The sequence below is a fragment of the Pseudomonadota bacterium genome (assembly GCA_027624955.1).
Lineage (GTDB): Bacteria > Pseudomonadota > Alphaproteobacteria > UBA828 > UBA828 > PTKB01.
This window is the reverse complement of record JAQBTG010000053.1, coordinates 1-18,243: the sequence shown is the minus strand read 5'-3', so window position 1 is coordinate 18,243 and position 18,243 is coordinate 1. Positions and strand designations below refer to the sequence as shown.

16 protein-coding genes and 1 tRNA gene are annotated in these 18,243 nt (G+C 56.3%); all 17 read left to right on the top strand.

Features of this window, described 5'->3' with window-relative positions; genetic code table 11:
* The coding region (gene hflK / locus O3A94_15855) for an FtsH protease activity modulator HflK (GenBank protein MDA1357728.1) at positions 1–996 on the top strand (996 nt) is incomplete at its 5' end.
* Positions 993–1,901: a protease modulator HflC gene (hflC, locus tag O3A94_15850; protein ID MDA1357727.1), complete on the top strand. Its 909-nt coding sequence runs from the start codon at positions 993–995 to the stop codon at positions 1,899–1,901. The genes hflK and hflC, both read left to right, overlap by 4 nt.
* A gap of 78 nt (positions 1,902–1,979) precedes the next feature.
* Positions 1,980–2,174 (top strand): DUF2065 domain-containing protein, encoded by a 195-nt coding sequence (locus O3A94_15845; protein ID MDA1357726.1) that lies wholly within the window; start codon positions 1,980–1,982, stop codon positions 2,172–2,174.
* Positions 2,175–2,353: 179 nt separating this feature from the next.
* The gene (locus O3A94_15840; GenBank protein ID MDA1357725.1) at positions 2,354–3,793 is read left to right on the top strand and encodes a Do family serine endopeptidase; all 1,440 of its coding nucleotides are present in this window, start codon (positions 2,354–2,356) and stop codon (positions 3,791–3,793) included.
* Between the two features lie 35 nt (positions 3,794–3,828).
* Complete coding sequence (locus O3A94_15835; GenBank protein MDA1357724.1) at positions 3,829–5,073, top strand: DUF1015 family protein; 1,245 nt, start codon at positions 3,829–3,831, stop codon at positions 5,071–5,073.
* Between the two features lie 94 nt (positions 5,074–5,167).
* Positions 5,168–6,136: a tRNA (adenosine(37)-N6)-dimethylallyltransferase MiaA gene (gene miaA / locus O3A94_15830; protein MDA1357723.1), complete on the top strand. Its 969-nt coding sequence runs from the start codon at positions 5,168–5,170 to the stop codon at positions 6,134–6,136.
* A 15-nt stretch (positions 6,137–6,151) separates the two neighbouring features.
* Entirely contained in the window at positions 6,152–6,514 is a 363-nt protein-coding gene (locus tag O3A94_15825; protein MDA1357722.1) for a cupin, read from the top strand.
* A 167-nt stretch (positions 6,515–6,681) separates the two neighbouring features.
* Positions 6,682–8,466: an acetolactate synthase 3 large subunit gene (locus tag O3A94_15820; protein MDA1357721.1), complete on the top strand. Its 1,785-nt coding sequence runs from the start codon at positions 6,682–6,684 to the stop codon at positions 8,464–8,466.
* A gap of 58 nt (positions 8,467–8,524) precedes the next feature.
* Positions 8,525–9,031: an acetolactate synthase small subunit gene (gene ilvN, locus O3A94_15815; GenBank protein MDA1357720.1), complete on the top strand. Its 507-nt coding sequence runs from the start codon at positions 8,525–8,527 to the stop codon at positions 9,029–9,031.
* A gap of 37 nt (positions 9,032–9,068) precedes the next feature.
* On the top strand, positions 9,069–10,088 hold the full coding sequence (ilvC, locus tag O3A94_15810) for a ketol-acid reductoisomerase (protein ID MDA1357719.1): 1,020 nt from the start codon (positions 9,069–9,071) through the stop codon (positions 10,086–10,088).
* Positions 10,089–10,506: 418 nt separating this feature from the next.
* Complete coding sequence (locus tag O3A94_15805) at positions 10,507–12,057, top strand: 2-isopropylmalate synthase (GenBank protein MDA1357718.1); 1,551 nt, start codon at positions 10,507–10,509, stop codon at positions 12,055–12,057.
* A gap of 97 nt (positions 12,058–12,154) precedes the next feature.
* On the top strand, positions 12,155–13,195 hold the full coding sequence (locus O3A94_15800; GenBank protein ID MDA1357717.1) for a rod shape-determining protein: 1,041 nt from the start codon (positions 12,155–12,157) through the stop codon (positions 13,193–13,195).
* 56 nt (positions 13,196–13,251) lie between these two features.
* Entirely contained in the window at positions 13,252–14,133 is an 882-nt protein-coding gene (mreC, locus tag O3A94_15795; GenBank protein MDA1357716.1) for a rod shape-determining protein MreC, read from the top strand.
* Complete coding sequence (mreD, locus tag O3A94_15790) at positions 14,130–14,648, top strand: rod shape-determining protein MreD (protein ID MDA1357715.1); 519 nt, start codon at positions 14,130–14,132, stop codon at positions 14,646–14,648. Before mreC ends, mreD begins: the two co-directional genes overlap by 4 nt.
* A gap of 1 nt (position 14,649) precedes the next feature.
* Complete coding sequence (mrdA, locus tag O3A94_15785; GenBank protein MDA1357714.1) at positions 14,650–16,527, top strand: penicillin-binding protein 2; 1,878 nt, start codon at positions 14,650–14,652, stop codon at positions 16,525–16,527.
* A 2-nt stretch (positions 16,528–16,529) separates the two neighbouring features.
* Positions 16,530–17,687, top strand: a complete 1,158-nt coding sequence (gene rodA, locus O3A94_15780) for a rod shape-determining protein RodA (GenBank protein MDA1357713.1) — start codon at positions 16,530–16,532, stop codon at positions 17,685–17,687.
* 103 nt (positions 17,688–17,790) lie between these two features.
* Positions 17,791–17,866, top strand: a tRNA-Lys gene (locus tag O3A94_15775).
* Positions 17,867–18,243: the final 377 nt, after the last annotated feature.

Sequence of the window (18,243 nt, the reverse complement as noted above, 5' to 3'; positions counted from 1 at the left end):
CGACGCGGTCAAGACAAGGCGCGGCGCTGGATGCCCTCTATTCGGGGGCCGCGCGGAGTCATTATCATTATTCTTGTCGCCATCGGTATCTGGCTGCTCACTGGTTTCTATCGCGTCGAGCCTGATGAGCAGGGCGTGGTGCTGCGTTTCGGCGAATGGACGAAAACCACACAACCCGGACTAAACTATCACCTCCCCGGCCCGATCGAGACCGTAATTTTGCCCAAGGTGACTAAGGTCAATCGCGTCGAGATTGGCTATCGCACGCTGCCGGTTTCGCGCGATGGGAACACGCAGCAATCTATGCCCGGGGAAAGCTTGATGCTGACGGGCGACGAAAACATCATCGATGTTAAGTTCACCGTCTTTTGGGTTATCAGCGACGCTGGTAAATATCTATTCAACATTCGCGCTCAAGATCGCACCGTGAGGGATGCTTCCGAAGCCGCGATGCGCGAGGTAATTGGCAATACCGACCTCAACAGCGCCCTGTCGGAAGGCCGGTCTATCCTTGCTTCGGGAACGCAAGAATTGGTGCAGGAAATCTTGGATTCATATGATTCAGGGATTCTGATCACCCAAGTCGAGCCACAGAAGATTGACCCGCCGGAAGATGTGATCGGCGCTTTCCGCGACGTGCAGGCTGCTCGTGCCGATGAGGAAAGAGCCAAGAATGAGGCCGAGGCCTATCGCAATGACATCATTCCCCGGGCGCGCGGCGAGGCGGAGCGGATTTTACAAGAAGCGGAAGCTTATGAGCAGGAAGTCGTTGCCCGCGCCAATGGCGAGGCGCAACGCTTCACCCTGGTTTATAACGAATACCGGCAAGCTAAGAGCGTCACGCGCCAGCGCATCTATTTGGAAACGATGGAAAAGATATTGGCCGGCATGAACAAGGTTTTGATTGATTCTTCGGCCAGTGGCGGGCAAGGCGTCGTGCCGTATTTGCCACTACCTGAGCTGAACAAACGCCGCCAAGGGGGTACCGGACAATGAGTGGACGGGCCAAACTACTCCTACTCGGCGTCGCCATCGTGGTCGCCGTCATCTTAGTGTTGAGTTCGACGTATAAAGTAACCGAATATCAGCAAGCTATTTTGCTTCAGTTCGGCGAACCGAGACAAGTCGTCAACGCCTATGGCGAAGACGAGCCAGGTCTGCGCTGGAAGACACCTTTCGTTCAAAATGTGGAATATTTTGACAAGCGCATTCTGGATTTCGACGCTCAGTCGGAAGAGGTCATTCTCGGGGATCAGAAACGCCTCGTCGTCGATTCATATTTGCGCTATCGCATCACCGACCCACTGCTGTTTTTCCAAACGGTCGGGTCGGAGGCAATCGCCCGCAGCCGCCTTGGTGCGGTTCTCAACGCCGCTACCCGCCAGGTGCTGGGCACGGTTGAGCTGATAACCGTATTGTCCGGCGAGCGGGGCAATTTGATGCTCCAAATTCTTGAGCAGGTGAACCGCCAATCGACGAGTTTCGGTGTCGATGTTATCGATGTGCGTATCCGCCGTGCCGATTTGCCGGTCGAGAACAGCCAAGCGGTTTATCGACGCATGCAAACTGAACGAGATCGCGAAGCCAAGGAATTTCGCGCTCAGGGTGATGAAGAATCTCAGCGCATTAAGTCCCGCGCTGATAAGGAAAGAACCATCTTGTTGGCTAACGCCAAACGAGAGTCGGAAATTGTCCGTGGCCAGGGCGATGCCTTGGCTGTAAAGATCTTTGCCGATGCTTTCGACCAGGACGAGGATTTTTTCTCTTTTTACCGGTCGATGCAAGCTTATGAGCGGGCACTGGGCGCCGATGACACCACTCTGGTTCTTTCGCCAGACAGCGAATTTTTCCGCTTCTTTGGCAATATTTACGATCGAGAGGCGGGCGCGGAGCTCAAATAGGCACTGCTCGCCCAACATCCGCTTATCATCTTATTCGTCGTTGCCGGGGCGCGCTTCCACGTTCCCTAGAGGTCGGAATTGTCAGAATTCTCGCTTGCTCTGCTTACCGCAATCGGCCTGGTATTCGTCATCGAGGGCGTAGTTTATTCGCTTTTTCCCAATGGGATGAAACGCATGATGATGGTAGCTCTCACGCTACCTTCAAACCGCCTGCGTTCCGTTGGCCTGACCATGGCGCTGGTTGGTTTCGCAATTGTATGGCTGGTACGCTGAAGTTAACTGCAATTTGATACCGCGTGGTTCTTTCCAGCGCCGACTAGCTGCCCTATCCTAGGAATATGTTGCCGCGCCCAATTTAAACTCCACTTGCCGCCAGTGCCGGAGGATGACCGATGGGCTCGACCTGGATATACAGCCCCCGTCGGTTATTCAGCCCGCCAAGGACATATAGTATGAGCGCTGCTTATCGCTTGCTGATCGCCGGTTTGATTGTCTGGACGGTGTTGCTTACTTTGCCGGGCCCTGGCGCCGCGCGCTCAGCGCCCGACAGTTTCGCCGACTTGGTCGAGAAGCTCACTCCCGCCGTGGTGAACATCGCCACATCATTTAGCGCGGAATCCAAATCGAAGGAATCACCGTTCGGAGAGTTGCCACCCGGCACGCCGCCTGAAGAATTTTACGAATTTTTTAATCGCCGGGGAGGAGCCCCGACGCAACCAATTACTTCACTGGGCTCCGGTTTTATCATTGACCCAAGCGGACTGGTGGTTACCAACAATCACGTAATCGCAGATGCCGATGAAATCACCGTCGTTCTGAACGACAACTCTCGCCTCAATGCAAAAGTAATCGGGCGCGACCCAAAAACGGATTTGGCTCTGCTCAAAGTCGAAAGCGGAAAAATTTTGCCGTTTGTCCAATTTGGCAATTCCGATGGCGCAAGAGTGGGTGACTGGGTTATTGCGATCGGCAATCCGTTTGGGCTTGGCAACACGGTTACGGCGGGCATTCTTTCGGCGCGTGGTCGCGATATCAATGCCGGCCCCTACGATGATTTTCTGCAAACCGACGCGCCCATCAATCGGGGGAATTCCGGCGGGCCGATGTTCGATATGAACGGCAAGGTGATCGGTGTGAACACTCTTATTTATTCACCGTCAGGCGGCAGTGTGGGAATCGGGTTCGCAACTCCGTCGGCCATCGTCGGCCCGGTCATCGCTCAGCTACGCGAGTTCGGCCAGACCAGGCGCGGGTGGCTCGGCGTGCGCATCCAATCTGTCTCGCCCGAAATCGCTGAAAGCCAGCAATTGGCGGCCACTACGGGTGCGCTCGTCGCGGCGGTTATTGAGCATAGTCCGGCCGCGGCTGGTGGTATTCTGCAAGGCGACATCATCTTGCGCTTTGACGGGCAAGATGTATCGAGCCGCCGTGCCCTGCCACGCATTGTCGCCGACACATTGGTGGGCAGTTCGGTTCCGGTGATCGTGTGGCGCGAAGGCGAGCATGTGCCGCTCGACGTTACCATCGGCCGCCTTGAAGAATATGAACTGGCCAATGCCACCGCGGCGCGGGCCGGCGCGCCATTGGAAATGGAATTTGCTTCGGTTGGTCTTACGCTTGCCCATATTACCGCAGAACTTCGGGAGAAATATTCGCTCGCCGACGAGTCAACGGGAGTTGTCGTCACAGGTGTGAGCGAGGATATCGGTGAGCACGCCGATCTTGTGCCCGGCGATTTGATTGTTGGATTTGGTTCGGACAGGATTACAGACCTGTCCGACTTTCGCCTGCTTTTAGATATGCAGCGTCAGTCCGATTCCGCGAGCATCGTGCTGTTTCGTCAACGCGGCGATAAGAGCGAATTTATAACCGTCGAGATCAATCGAGGCTGAATCTGGGCACGCGCGCGAATATTTTTCCCGACGGCCTGATTGCACCGTTTGATGCGCTGCGTGCAACGGGCAAACGGGCCGCAGAAATCATTGCGCCGCCGTACGACGTGATAACCACCGAAGAAGCGCTAAAACTGGCGGCCGGAAAACCGGCAAATTTTCTCCATGTATCTCGGGCTGAGATCGACTTCCCTTTCGGCACGGATTCACATAGCCCAGAAATATATCGCCGTGCCGCGCAAAATCTTGACGCCCTGATCGACAGCGGCGCCATGGTTCGCGCTTCCCACCCCACATATTTTGTCTATCGCATGCATATATCCGGCCACACCCAGACCGGCCTTGTCGGCGGCGCTTCGATCGCGGCGTACGAGGCTGGAGTGATCAAGCGTCATGAGTTGACCCGGCCCGACAAGGAGGATGACCGGGTTAAACATATGGAAGCACTAAACGCCCAGACCGGCCCGGTGCTGCTCGCCCATCGGCCTAACGCCATGCTCGCCATGGCGCTAGAGGCCATTACGCAACGGGACGATCCGCCAGAGATCGATGTTACAGCAGAGGACGGTGTGCGCCATATTTTGTGGCAAATAGACGGGGATGAAACGCTAAAGAGGATTCAAAGCGCGGTCGACGCGGTGGAGGCACTCTATATCGCGGACGGACACCACCGCTCCGCAGCCGCCGCTCGGGTTGCCGCCACCCGCCGCGCCGCACATCCTGGTCACCACGACACCAGCCCGGCGCGGGAGCGCTTTCTTGCTGTATTGTTTCCAAGCGATCAGCTTTTGATTCTGGCCTACAACAGAATTGTGCGGTGTCTCGGAACAATAGACGAGGCCGCGTTGTTGGAGTGCCTAAACTCGAAATACACTGTCCATAGTGCCGCCGCGCCCGTTCGCCCAAATCGTCCAGCGCAAATTGGCATATGCCTGAACTCGGGATGGAAACTGCTTGAACCGCGCCTCTTGCCTTCCAAACAGGCTCCTGTCCTCGAACGCCTCGATGTTTCTTTGCTTACCAACAATATTCTGCAGCCCTTGTTGGAAATTGGCGACCCGCGGACCGACCCGCGCCTCGATTTCGTCGGCGGCGCCGACGCGCCAGAGCGCATTGAGGCAAAAGTGCAAAGCGGAGAAGCGGCAACCGGCTTCACACTTTACCCCACAGCCATGGACGAATTGATGGCGGTCGCCGACGGCGGACAAATTATGCCGCCAAAATCAACTTGGTTCGAACCCAAACTTGCCGATGGCCTTGTTGCCTATCTGATCGATTGATTCGATACCTCCGCCGCAGGCGGCCCGCCGAATCGTCCGCTGACGCGCGATCGGCAATAACCCGACTCGGAGCTGAAACTTGGGTGCGCGTGGAGTGAATTTTGAAGGCGACCCCATTCTGATTGTCGGTGGGCCCACGGCTAGCGGCAAATCGGCGCTCGCACTTGATCTAGCATTGCGATTGCGCGGCGTTGTGATCAATGCCGATAGCATGCAGGTCTATCAAGAACTGCGTATCTTGAGCGCGCGTCCGACCCTTGCCGACGAGGAGCGTGCGCCGCACCGACTTTATGGCACATTGCCTGCACGCGAACGTTGCTCGGCAGGACGCTGGTGCGATATGGCGTTGGCCGAGATTGCCGACGCGCAGACGAAACAGCTCCTGCCTATTTTGGTCGGCGGCACGGGGCTATACTTTCGTTCTTTGCTCAAGGGTTTGGCGCCCGTGCCTCCTGTCCCAAAAGGCCTTCGCGACGCCGCAGCGAAGCTTCACTCGGAAGTTGGCGCAGCTGAATTTCACCGCCTATTGGCAGTCCGTGACCCTGACGGCGCGGCGCGAATTCATCCCGCCAACACTCAGCGGGTGTTGCGCGCATATGAAGTATTTGAGGCAACAGGAAAGAGCCTTGGAGAATGGCAAAATGAACAAGCTGGTGAGGTCGGCTATGCGGGGAAATTCGCTGCCTTGGTGCTTGAGCCACCGCGGGAATTGCTTTACGCGGCCTGCGATATCAGGTCTGAATTCATGGCGGAGGCAGGCGGCATCGAGGAGACGGCGGCGCTTCTCAGCCTAGAGCTCGACTCGGAGCTTCCGATCATGAAGGCGCTCGGCGTGCGGGAATTCGCTGCTTTTCTTAGCGGCGACGCGACGCGGGATGAGGCGGTCGAAAATTTGTGCCGGGCGACGCGACACTATGCCAAGCGGCAGGAGACTTGGTTCCGCCACCAAATGGCGGGAGCGAAACGCGTTTCCGTACGTTATGCCGGCGCGCAGGACGAAAATATCATAGAGATTGCCGCAGCGCTGCTGAGCCAGACAACGTCCGGCCGGCGGTCAAAATGAGAAAGGATTTCGCTCATGGTCACACTGATTTCGGCACCGTCGATTATCGAATCCGAAGGCAACAAGCCCAAAGTCATCAAAGATTATGTCGGGCGCGTAAATTCTCGAACTCGAGAAGCCAGCGTGGCTCGCATGAACAGTCCCACAGGTTGGGAGGAGCCGGGCCAAACGCCGGAATTCGACGAATATACATTGGTCCTCGCCGGTATCCTCAGAGTTTCCACTAAAGAAGGAAACATCGACGTGGCTGCAGGCCAAGCCGTGATCGCAAACAAAGGCGAATGGGTGCGCTATAGCAGTCCGTATGAAAGTGGCGCTGATTATGTCGCCGTCTGCGTGCCGGCGTTCGGTCCGGAGAGCGTCAAACACGACCCATGAACAAACCAAACCCATCGCGAAATGGCGGACAACCGCGCACGCTATTGACCGGTGACGGACGAGGTTCTAGTTTGCTCAGCCCCGGTGAGACGACCCGGGAATCAGCTCGCCGGCTGCCTTAAGAGGGCGCGCCGATGCGGGCATCATGCGCTTGTGGGGATTGAATCGTGGATACGGATAAGGGTACAAACGGGCAGCGAATGAACGGATCTGAAATGATCGTTCGTTGTCTTACCGAATTGGGTGTCGAGGTGATATTCGGCTATCCGGGCGGTGCGGTGCTTCCGATCTATGATGCATTGTACAAGCAAAACAATATTCGTCATATTTTGGTGCGGCACGAGCAAGGCGCCCTGCACGCAGCCGAAGGCTATGCGCGCTCAACCGGGCGCGTCGGTGTCGCGCTAGTCACTTCTGGGCCGGGCGCCACGAACAGCGTCACAGGCCTTGCCGACGCACTGATGGATAGTATTCCGCTGGTCTGCCTGACCGGGCAGGTGCCGACCCATATGATCGGCAACGATGCCTTTCAAGAAGCAGACACAGTGGGCATCACGCGGCCCTGCACCAAGCATAATTACCTGGTGAAATCGGTGGCGGACTTACCGCGCCTCATTCACGAGGCGTTTTATGTCGCTAGCGCCGGGCGGCCCGGCCCAGTGGTAATTGACCTGCCCAAGGACGTGGTCATGGCGGACGGAGAATATTGTGAAGGGGCGCATTCGAACATGACAGCGCACCGCTCCTATCGCCCCCGGACGGAGCCTGACGATGCGGCCGTGGAAGCCGCAATTGATCTCATCGCCAAGGCCGAGCGGCCGATATTTTATACTGGCGGCGGTATCATTAATTCGGGGCCGTCTGCTTCCAAAGCGCTGACCCGCCTCGTGCGCGAGACTGGCTATCCGATCACCAGCACGCTCATGGGACTGGGCGCCTACCCGGCGTCCGACCCGCAATTTCTCGGTATGCTCGGCATGCATGGAACATATGAAGCCAATATGGCGATGGCGGAATGCGACGTCATGATTGCGCTTGGCGCGCGCTTCGACGATCGGGTTACCGGACGCCTCAGCGACTTTTCCAAAGGCTCGAAAAAAATTCAAGTCGATATCGACCCATCTTCGATCAACAAGAATGTTCCGGTGGACATCAGCATTGTTGGTGATGTCGGCAAGGTGCTGGCTGCGATGGTCGCGAAATGGAAAAAGCCAAGCGGCGGCAAATCGGACGCGCTCGCGCCTTGGTGGCGCCAAATCGAGGAATGGCGTGCCCGCGATTGCCTGCGCTTCAGCCAGAAGGGCGACATCATCAAACCGCAATACGCCTTGCAGCGGCTCTATGAACTGACCAAAGATCATGATGTCTATTTCACGACGGAAGTTGGACAACATCAGATGTGGGCAGCGCAATACCTCAAATTCGAGGAGCCCAATCGCTGGATGACGTCAGGCGGTCTCGGCACGATGGGCTATGGCTTTCCCGCCGCAATCGGCGTGCAAGTGGCCCATCCGGATGCGCTGGTGATCGACGTTGCGGGCGAAGCTTCCTTGATGATGAACATTCAAGAATTGTCGACCATGATGCAACACCGCCTGCCGGTGAAGACATTCATCTTGAACAACCATTATATGGGTATGGTGCGCCAGTGGCAGGAGTTGTTCCATGGCGGTCGCTACGCCGAAAGCTACATGGAATCCTTGCCCGATTTTGTAAAATTGGCCGAATCCTTCGGTGCCAACGGCCTCCAGATCAGCAAACCTGAAGAAGTGGACGACGCGATCCGCACCATGATCGAGACGCCGGGCCCGTTCATCGCTGATATTCAGGTCGAAAAGACTGAAAATGTTTATCCAATGATTCCGGGCGGCGCGGCGCATTACGAAATGAAGCTTGGCCCGGATCACGGCGAACTTGAAGAAAATGCCGAAGACGGCATGGTGCTGGTGTGATCAAATTTGCGCCTGCGGCATTTGCCCGAATGGCGTCGCTTGATAAATGGAATGTGCCTTGGCTGAGCCGATAGAAACGCACACGATCTCAGTGCTGGTCGACAACGAGCCGGGCGTGCTGGCGCGTGTCATCGGCCTGTTTTCCGGACGCGGCTACAATATCGAGAGCTTGACCGTCGCCGAAGTGGAATCAGCCGCCGGGCTGTCGCGCATAAACCTGGTCACTTCGGGTCCGCCCATGATCATAGAGCAGATTAAAGCGCAGCTGGATCGCCTCGTACCAGTGCATAGAGTCAGTGACCTCACCGAGGAGGGCCCTCATGTCGAGCGCGAACTCGCGTTGATCAAGGTGGTGTCTACGGGCGAGGCGCGCGTGGAATCGCTGCGCATTGCGGATATATTCCGCGCGCATGTGGTGGACAGCGAGAACGATTCATTCGTTTTCGAGATGACCGGCAAACCGGCGAAGGTTAATGCCTTTATCCGACTCATGGAATCGTTGGGACTGACCGAAGTTTCGCGCACCGGCGTCGTCGCCTTGTTGCGCGGAAAAAACTCGATCTGATCCAGCGGCCATCTTACTCATCAGAAGGACTGAAAAAATGCGTGTTTATTACGATCGTGATGCCGATGTGAACCTCATCAAAGGCAAAAAAGTCGTCATCGTCGGCTATGGCAGCCAGGGTTTTGCCCATGCCAACAATCTCAAGGACAGCGGCACCAAAGAGGTAGCTGTAGCGCTCCGGCCCGATTCTTCCAGTATCGGCAAGGCGGAATCAGCCGGTCTTCGAGTCATGCCGCTCGACGAGGCGGCAAGATGGGGCGACGTAGTCATGATGCTGACGCCGGACGAATTACAGGGCGAGATGTGGCGAGATACCTTGCGGGATAATTTGCGCGAGGGCGTGGCTCTGGCGTTTGCGCATGGCCTTAATATTCATTATCGCCTGATCGAACCCCGGCCAGATCTGGATGTATTTATGGTCGCCCCGAAGGGGCCGGGGCACACGGTGCGCTCCGAATACGAACTTGGGCGCGGCGTCCCATGCTTGTTGGCGGTCGCCCAAAATCCCTCCGGGAATGCGACGGAAATAGGTCTCTCCTACGCTGCAGCGATCGGCGGAGGACGTTCTGGAGTGATCGAAACGACATTCCGTGAAGAAACGGAAACTGATCTGTTTGGCGAACAGGTCGTGCTATGCGGTGGCCTAACTTCGCTGATCAAGAATGCTTTCGAGACTCTCGTGGAGGCCGGCTATGCACCCGAAATGGCCTATTTCGAATGCGTGCACGAAGTGAAGTTGATCGTCGACCTGATTTATGAAGGCGGCATCGCCAACATGCGCTATTCGATTTCCAATACGGCCGAATATGGCGATTACTCTCGTGGTCCCAAGGTGATCGATGCATCGACGCGGGCGCGCATGAAAACTATTTTGGACGATATCCAGTCGGGCCGCTTCGCCACCGAATGGATGCAAGAAAATAACGCCGGTCAACCGAGCTTCAAAGCAATGCGGCGGCGCGAAGCCGAGCACCCAATTGAGGAAATCGGTGAAAAATTGCGCGAAATGATGCCTTGGATAGGCGAAGCGCGGCTTGTGGATAAGTCTAAAAATTGATGCCGCGATAGATTGATTGGCCCAAATAAGCGCTTGTGGCGGTTAGAAAATCATTGCTTCTGACCACCTAAAAGGCGTAATTTTTGAAAATTCGGCTGATTGAACATGGTGTAGAGTATTTATGCGTGGATTCTGCGCGCAAATTTCTCACCTGTTTTTGATTTGTTCGCTTGGCGGCGAAAGCCGCATGGAGTAGTCAAAGCGACCCTGACGATGAAGAAATACGCCCGCAATCAAGCGATAAAGTCCGGTTTTCCGCCGAGCGACACTGGTGGCGTGCGATTGCGCGTGAATCTTGGCGCCGGCGGCTCGATTGGTCTGCGACTTACTTTCCCCAGGCGGTGACGCTGAGAGATCAGCAGCCGTTTGGGGAGCGTTTGTTTTAACCTGTCGCAAACCAAAAATAGGGGTCAAGGTCATGACCGAGAATAGGAATCTGGTCCGAATATTCGATACAACTATGCGCGACGGCGAACAATCGCCTGGCGCATCCATGAATCTCGAAGAAAAATTACGTATTGCCGAAGTGCTTGAAGATATGGGCGTCCATATCATCGAGGCGGGTTTTCCCATCGCCTCCAATGGCGATTTCGAGGCGGTCAACGAAGTGGCGAAGATTGTCACCGAAAGCATTGTTTGTGGTTTAGCGCGTGCCGGACGCAAGGATGTCGAGCGCGCTGCGGCGGCACTAGAACCTGCAAAACAAAAGCGTATCCATACCTTCATCGCCACCAGCCCGCTGCATATGCGGGTAAAATTGCAGATGGAGCCGGACGATGTGCACCGCGCGGTTGTCGACAGCGTAAGCCTAGCGCGGAACTATACCGACGATGTGGAATGGTCGTGCGAAGACGGCACCCGTAGCGATCATGATTTCCTCTGCCGCTGCGTCGAATCCGCCATCAAAGCCGGCGCCACCACCGTCAATATCCCTGATACCGTCGGTTATGCGGTCCCCGACGAATATGCCGCGCTCATCCGCATGCTGATGGACCGCGTGCCCAACATCGACAAGGCCGTAGTTTCGGTGCATTGCCACAATGATCTCGGTTTGGCGGTGGCCAATTCGCTGGCCGCCTTACGGGCTGGTGCGCGGCAGGTAGAGTGCACCATCAACGGCTTAGGCGAGCGTGCCGGCAATGCGGCGATGGAAGAAATCGTCATGGCCATGCGCACGCGCCACGATTTGCTCAAGTTAGACTGCGGCATCCGCACTGAAAAAATTATGCGCGCGTCGCGTCTGGTATCACAGATCACCGGCTTCGTGGTGCAACCCAACAAAGCTATCGTCGGCGCCAATGCTTTCGCCCATGAAGCGGGTATTCACCAGGACGGCGTGCTCAAAGACGCTCAAACCTACGAGATCATGACTCCGGGGTCGGTGGGGCTGAAGAAATCAACACTGGTGATGGGCAAACATTCGGGGCGCCACGCCTTCCGTGAAAAACTACGCGAATTGGGATACGACGAATTCGGTGACAACGCCCTCCAAGAGGCGTTTACGCGATTCAAGGATCTCGCCGATCAAAAAAAGGAAATTTTTGACGAGGACATTCTTGCCCTGGTCGATGATGAAATCGGCCGTGGGAGCGAACGGATCGGCTTTGTTTCACTGGCGATCAATTGCGGCTCGGATGGGCCGCAGCAGGCAACGCTCAAATTGTCGGTCGATGGCGTAGAAAAAATTTCCACTGCGCACGGGACCGGTCCGGTAGACGCCACGTTCAATGCGATCAAGGACATCTTTCCGCATGAAGCGGAGTTGCAGCTCTATCAGGTCCACGCGGTGACCGAAGGCACCGACGCACAAGCCGATGTGACCGTACGCTTGAAAGAGAATGGACGGATGGTCAACGGCCAAGGCGCACATATCGACACTCTCGTGGCGTCGGCCCGCGCCTATGTGCACGCCTTGAACAAGCTCTTGGTCAAGCGGCAAAAAACTGCGCCGGCCGCGCTCACGGCCTGATCGTGCGCAATAGCGGATTGGCATCGCAACCTCACACCGCGCTTTTTCACAGGCGCGGTGGGAATATCATGTCTCAAACAACTGGCGGGAAGCGCTGATGTTTTCGAAACTTACAGGTTTTCTTTCTGCCGATATGGCAATCGACCTTGGCACCGCGAATACGCTTGTCTATGTGAAAGGACAGGGAATCGTCTTGAACGAACCCTCCGTGGTCGCGATCGCTAGTTGGAAGGGCAAAAAGCAAGTTCTGGCGGTCGGCGAAGAGGCCAAGCTGATGCTTGGCCGCACACCCGGAAACATCGAAGCCATCCGCCCGCTCCGCGACGGCGTGATCGCAGATTTTGAAATTGCCGAGGAAATGATCAAACATTTCATTCGCAAAGTGCACAATCGGCGCAGCTTCGCCAGCCCACAAGTCATCGTCTGCGTGCCCTCAGGCTCAACGGCGGTGGAGCGCCGCGCCATTCAGGAATCAGCCGAGAGCGCAGGCGCGCGCCGCGTGTTCCTCATCGAAGAACCGATGGCAGCAGCAATCGGCGCGGGGTTGCCAGTGACAGAGCCCACAGGTTCGATGGTTGTCGATATCGGTGGCGGAACCACAGAAGTGGCCGTGCTATCCCTTGGCGGCATCGTTTATTCGCGCTCGGTGCGGGTGGGCGGCGACAAGATGGACGAAAGCATTATTGCCTATGTGCGGCGCAATCATAATCTGCTGCTCGGCGAATCGAGCGCCGAGCGCATAAAACAGAAAATAGGTACCGCCTGTCCGCCCGACGACGGCAACGGCCAATCACTGGACATCAGAGGCCGTGATCTGATGAACGGGGTACCCAAGGAAATCGTCGTTACACAGCGGCAAATCGCTGAGAGCCTGGCCGAACCGGTGGGCGCGATTATCGACGCGGTCAAGGTGGCGCTCGAGAATACGGCGCCTGAATTGGCGGCCGATATCGTCGACAAGGGTATCGTACTAACAGGTGGTGGCGCGTTACTGGGAAATCTCGATTATGTTCTGCGCCACGCCACGGGACTGCCAGTATCCATCGCAGATGAGCCACTTTCCTGCGTTGCCATGGGGACTGGGCGATGCCTGGAAGAAATGAAAACGCTCAAGCACGTCTTGCATGAGGCTTACTAAAGATCGAGTTGGAACTTCGGCGCCGACATTTGGCGCAGAGTCGTTGGAGGAACTAAGTGCGGGCCTACCGCGGACGCGCCCTATTATTGGCCCTGCCGCTGAAATCGGTGGTTCAGCGTTTTTCCTTTGCGCTTCTCGTGGGCGCCGCTCTCACTGTCATGATCCTCAGTCGGGCAGAACCACAGCTGGTCGACAATATGCGCGGCGCGGTCAGCGACGGTGCCGCGCCCATACTCGAATTTTTTTCACACCCAGCCGCTTCCGTCGCTTCCTTCATCGAGGAAATTGATGCCTTGCTGGAGGTGCATGATAAAAATGCGGTGTTGGAGGAACAAAACTCCGCCCTGCTGAAATGGCAGTCGGTTGCCGAGAAATTCTCCCATGAGAATGAAGAGCTTCGGCGCTTGCTTCACGTGGTGCCAGACCCGGAAGCTAGCTTTGTTACAGCCCGCGTTATTTCGGATTCTGGCGGGCCCTTTGTCCGCACCGTCTTGATTAATGCAGGCAAGAACGATCGAGTGCGAAAGGGCCAAGCCGTCATCAATAGCGAAGGCCTCACCGGCCGTGTTGTGTCGGCAGGCCGACACAGCGCGCGCATTCTGCTTCTGACAGATTTGAATTCCCGCATTCCTGTGGTTATGGAATCAAGTCGGGAAAAAGCGGTCCTGGCGGGCGACAATACACACCACCCGCGTCTGGAATTCCTCGCTGTCGACGCCCGAGTTAATGTTGGTGACCGCATCGTGACGTCGGGCCAAGGCGGAATCTTTCCACCCGGCCTGCCCGTGGGCGTCGTTTCACTGGTGAGCGAGGAGCGAGCGCTGGTACAGCCATATGTCAATTGGGACCGGCTTGAGCATGTCACCGTGTTGGACTACACCTTGCCGGGGTTCCTACCTGAGACGAAGCGCGCCGGGCGGATCGGGGCTCTCAGATGAGGGTCGCGACGTGGATGGAGCGCTCCGAGTTACAACTGCGTGGCCTTACTCCGTTTACCATTACGTTGCTCCTGGTTCTCGCCTCCGCCGTGCCGTGGCACATCCCGACCTTTGCGCCGATCACCCCGGCGTTCGCGGCGATGGCCATTTACTATTGGAGCATCTACCGACCTGACAAGTTGCCCTATGCCGCTACCTTTTGCTTGGGCCTGTTGCATGATTTGTTAACCGGAACACCGCTCGGACTCACGGCACTCACATATTTGCTGGTACAGGGCGTTTTGAGTTCGCAACGTACCTTTTTTCACGGCAAACCATTTTTAGTCGTTTGGTGGGGATTTTCATTGGTGATGCCCGGGATGGCTCTGGTCAGTTGGGTCATCGCCTCGCTTTATTTCAATACCCTTCTCCCACCGACGCAATTTATCGTTCAGGCGATTCTTACTGTGCTGCTATACCCCTTGTTCGGGTTGCTGTTCAGCGCGCTTCACCGACACATGATTCGAGGCAATTGAGGTGCAGGGCGAAACCGGCCGGACCAAGCACTTCACGCGCCGTGCCATAATTTTGGGCAGTGCTCAAACATTGTTGCTCGCGGGGCTGGCTGGCCGCATGTACCAATTGCAGGTGCTGGAATCGGATCGCTATAAGATATTGGCGGACGAGAATCGCATCAACATGCAACTCTTACCGCCGCCACGCGGACGCATCTTTGATCGCTTCGGCCGGCCCCTTGCGGTCAACCAACTGAATTATCGCCTGGTTATTGTGCCTGAGCAGGCCGGCGATCTGGAGCGCTCGCTTGCCGAGCTTGGCTTGCTGATTCGGATCGAAACTCATGAACGGGAGCGAATATTGCGCGAAGCGCAGCGCAAACGCAATTTCGTCCCCATCACGGTGCGCGAGAACCTGACTTGGGAGGAAGTTTCGCGCATCGAAGTGAATGCGCCGGACCTGCCAGGCACGATGATCGATGTTGGCCAAACCAGGCACTATGTGGCGGGTGAGGAGACGGCGCATATCATCGGCTATGTCGGCGCCGTTTCTGAAAAGGAACTGGCGGGTGATCCGGTTCTGGCCTTGCCGGGATTCCGTATTGGCAAAAATGGCGCCGAGAAAATTTTTGAAACTGCTTTGCGCGGCAAGGCGGGTTCACGCCAAGTCGAGGTCAACGCCTTTGGCCGCATCATTCGTGAATTGCGGCGTGATGAGGGCCAACCTGGTGATGACCATATCCTCACCATAGACATGGGCCTGCAGGAATACACAAACGCTCGAATCAGTCATGAAAGCGCGGCAGCGGTCGTTGTCGATGTGCATTCGGGCGAAGTCCTGGCGCTGGTCTCGGCACCGAGTTTCAACCCCAACAGCTTCACGACAGGCATCAGCCAAACCGATTGGAATGCGTTGATGGCCAATCCACGATTTCCGCTCATCAACAAAGCGATTTCAGGACAATATTCACCGGGCTCGACATTCAAGCCGATCGTCGCGCTCGCGGCGTTGGATGGCGACATCATTAATCCAAATCAGAAATTCTTATGCTCAGGATATACGGAACTCGGAAACCGTCGATTTTATTGCTGGAAGCGCGGCGGACACGGCATGATGGACATGAACTCCGGCATAGCCCAGTCCTGTGACGCCTATTTCTATGAAGTGGCAAAGCGGGTGGGCGTGGACACTATCGCAGTCATGGCGCGACGCTTCGGATTGGGTGAGAGACTCGGAATCGAACTGCCCTCAGAACAGAAGGGATTGATCCCGACAAAAGATTGGAAACTGGCTGTTCATGGCGTTCCGTGGCAAAAAGGAGAGACTCTGGTTATCGGTATTGGCCAGGGATTTGTGCTGACTACCCCGCTCCAGCTTGCCGTTATGACGGCCCGAATCGCCAATGGAGGAATCGCGGTCCTACCAAAACTGGTGCGCGAGACGCAACGCGTCGGCCGCCGACTACCGGACACGCGCGAGCCATTTCCTTCACTGGGGCTCTCGGCGGCGCATCTCGCGATCGTGCAAAAGGGCATGTTCGACGTCACCAACAGCCCGCGCGGCACGGCCTATCGCGCACGAATCGAGGAGCCGGGCATGGCCATGGCCGGAAAGACCGGTAGCGTACAGATAAAACGCATCACCAAGGCGGAACGCGAGCGTGGCGTGAGTAAAAACGAGGACCGTGTCTGGAAAGACCGCGACCACGCGCTTTTTATTGGCTATGCACCGGTTAATTCGCCGCGCTATGCGGTCTCCGTGGTGGTCGAGCATGGTGGCGGCGGTGCGAAAACGGCAGCACCGATCGCTCGCGATATCCTGCGCGAGGTACAGCGCCGCGACCCGGCGCGCCGCGGACCTGAAGAAAATATCGTCCTCGATATGACTGCAGCGGTCTGATCATGGCCGTTCACGAATCATTCGACGGTGGCCGCACGGGCATGAGCCTGCTGGACCGCGTGCTGCAGATAAATCTGATTCTCGTCCTTCTCATTTGTCTACCCGCTCTGGTCGGCTTCGCCATGCTTTATTCGGCCGCTGGCGGGGATATGGAGCCCTGGGCGGCACGCCAGATTATCCGCTTCGGCTTTGGCCTGGTCATCATGTTCGGCACGGCGCTGGTGGATATCCGGTTCTGGCTTAAATCGGCCTATTTTATCTATGCTGGCGCCTTTGCACTTCTCGTCGGTGTGGAGTTGATAGGCGACTCGGCGATGGGCGCCCAGCGCTGGGTGGATATCGGCCCGCTCCAGCTTCAGCCTTCAGAAATAATGAAAATCGCGCTGGTCATGGCGTTGGCGCGCTATTTTCACACGGTAGCGATCGAAGATATGAAGCGTAATACGGCCCTCATACCACCGCTCATCTTGATCCTTGCGCCGGCGGCACTCGTTCTACGCCAGCCTGACTTAGGCACGGCAGCGTTGCTCGTCACCAGCGGCGCCATGATGCTGTTTCTTGCTGGTCTTAAATTGTGGAAACTGGGCGTCGCTTTTGTTGGGCTTATTGGCGCTATCCCTGTGGCCTGGCAGTTCTTACGCGACTATCAAAAAACCCGAATTCTCACTTTCATTAACCCCGAGAGCGACCCGCTTGGCGCCGGCTATCATATCATGCAATCAAAAATCGCCTTCGGTTCAGGCGGTATATTCGGTAAGGGCTTTTTGGGCGGCACTCAGAGCCATCTTAATTTTCTACCTGAGAAGCAAACCGATTTCGTCTTCACCATGCTGGCCGAGGAGTTCGGCCTGGTCGGCGGCATCGCTCTCCTTCTGCTGTACTTCGCCTTGATAGCTTACGGCACCGTAGTTTCGCTGCGCTGCAACAGTCAGTTCGGCCGCATGTTAGGAATGGGCGTCATCGCAACTTTCTTCCTCTACATTTTCATCAATATGGCAATGGTGATGGGATTGGTGCCGATTGTCGGTGTGCCGTTGCCGCTCATTTCGTACGGCGGCAGCGCCATGTTGACGCTGCTGTTCGGTTTTGGCTTGGTGCTCAATGTCTACATACATCGCGACGTACAGATTGGCCGACGGCTGCATCACATCCGCGCCTAGCCTTGATTTACGACTTTGTTATTGGAACCCCTTCAAACGCCGAACTGCCAAGGCCGCTGGCTGGTTGACAAAGGCCTAGTGCTTTGCGATATCCAGCGTCGGCGGGCGCATAGCTCAGTTGGTAGAGCAGCTGACTCTTAATCAGCGGGTCACAGGTTCGAGTCCTGTTGCGCCCACCATTTTATCATTTATAATCAACTATTTATAAAAATACCCTAATAGGCCATTTTTTTCTGGCAACCATATGGCAACCACCGTGACTGATTTCAGGGCGCTTGTGATGTGGATTTCCGCTGGGTAGCGCCGATAGATTTCCACTCTCGCAAACGCCACATTCGTGCCGCTGCGTCAAAGCAGCATAGATGCTTGGCTAAATATGCGGGGATCCGGGTCCCTTTCCAACAAATCCCAATGAAGTCCCCAAGTGCGCATGACCCGGGCGTCCAAAAAAGCCCCCGTGGTCCATGAGCCGCGGCCCTTGGACAGTTGTCAACGCCGGAGCAAAAGTACACCACTGGCCGGAGTAATAATGCATCACTGGGGCGGCGTAAAATTG

Bases quoted from the DNA above. Each gene is read 5' to 3' on its own strand.
- ilvC (MDA1357719.1), top strand. From the start codon at position 9,069: ATGCGTGTTTATTACGATCGTGATGCCGATGTGAACCTCATCAAAGGC.
- rodA (MDA1357713.1), top strand. From the start codon at position 16,530: ATGGCCGTTCACGAATCATTCGACGGTGGCCGCACGGGCATGAGCCTG.
- O3A94_15840 (MDA1357725.1), top strand. From the start codon at position 2,354: ATGAGCGCTGCTTATCGCTTGCTGATCGCCGGTTTGATTGTCTGGACG.
- O3A94_15800 (MDA1357717.1), top strand. From the start codon at position 12,155: ATGTTTTCGAAACTTACAGGTTTTCTTTCTGCCGATATGGCAATCGAC.
- O3A94_15825 (MDA1357722.1), top strand. From the start codon at position 6,152: ATGGTCACACTGATTTCGGCACCGTCGATTATCGAATCCGAAGGCAAC.
- hflC (MDA1357727.1), top strand. From the start codon at position 993: ATGAGTGGACGGGCCAAACTACTCCTACTCGGCGTCGCCATCGTGGTC.
- mreD (MDA1357715.1), top strand. From the start codon at position 14,130: ATGAGGGTCGCGACGTGGATGGAGCGCTCCGAGTTACAACTGCGTGGC.
- O3A94_15805 (MDA1357718.1), top strand. From the start codon at position 10,507: ATGACCGAGAATAGGAATCTGGTCCGAATATTCGATACAACTATGCGC.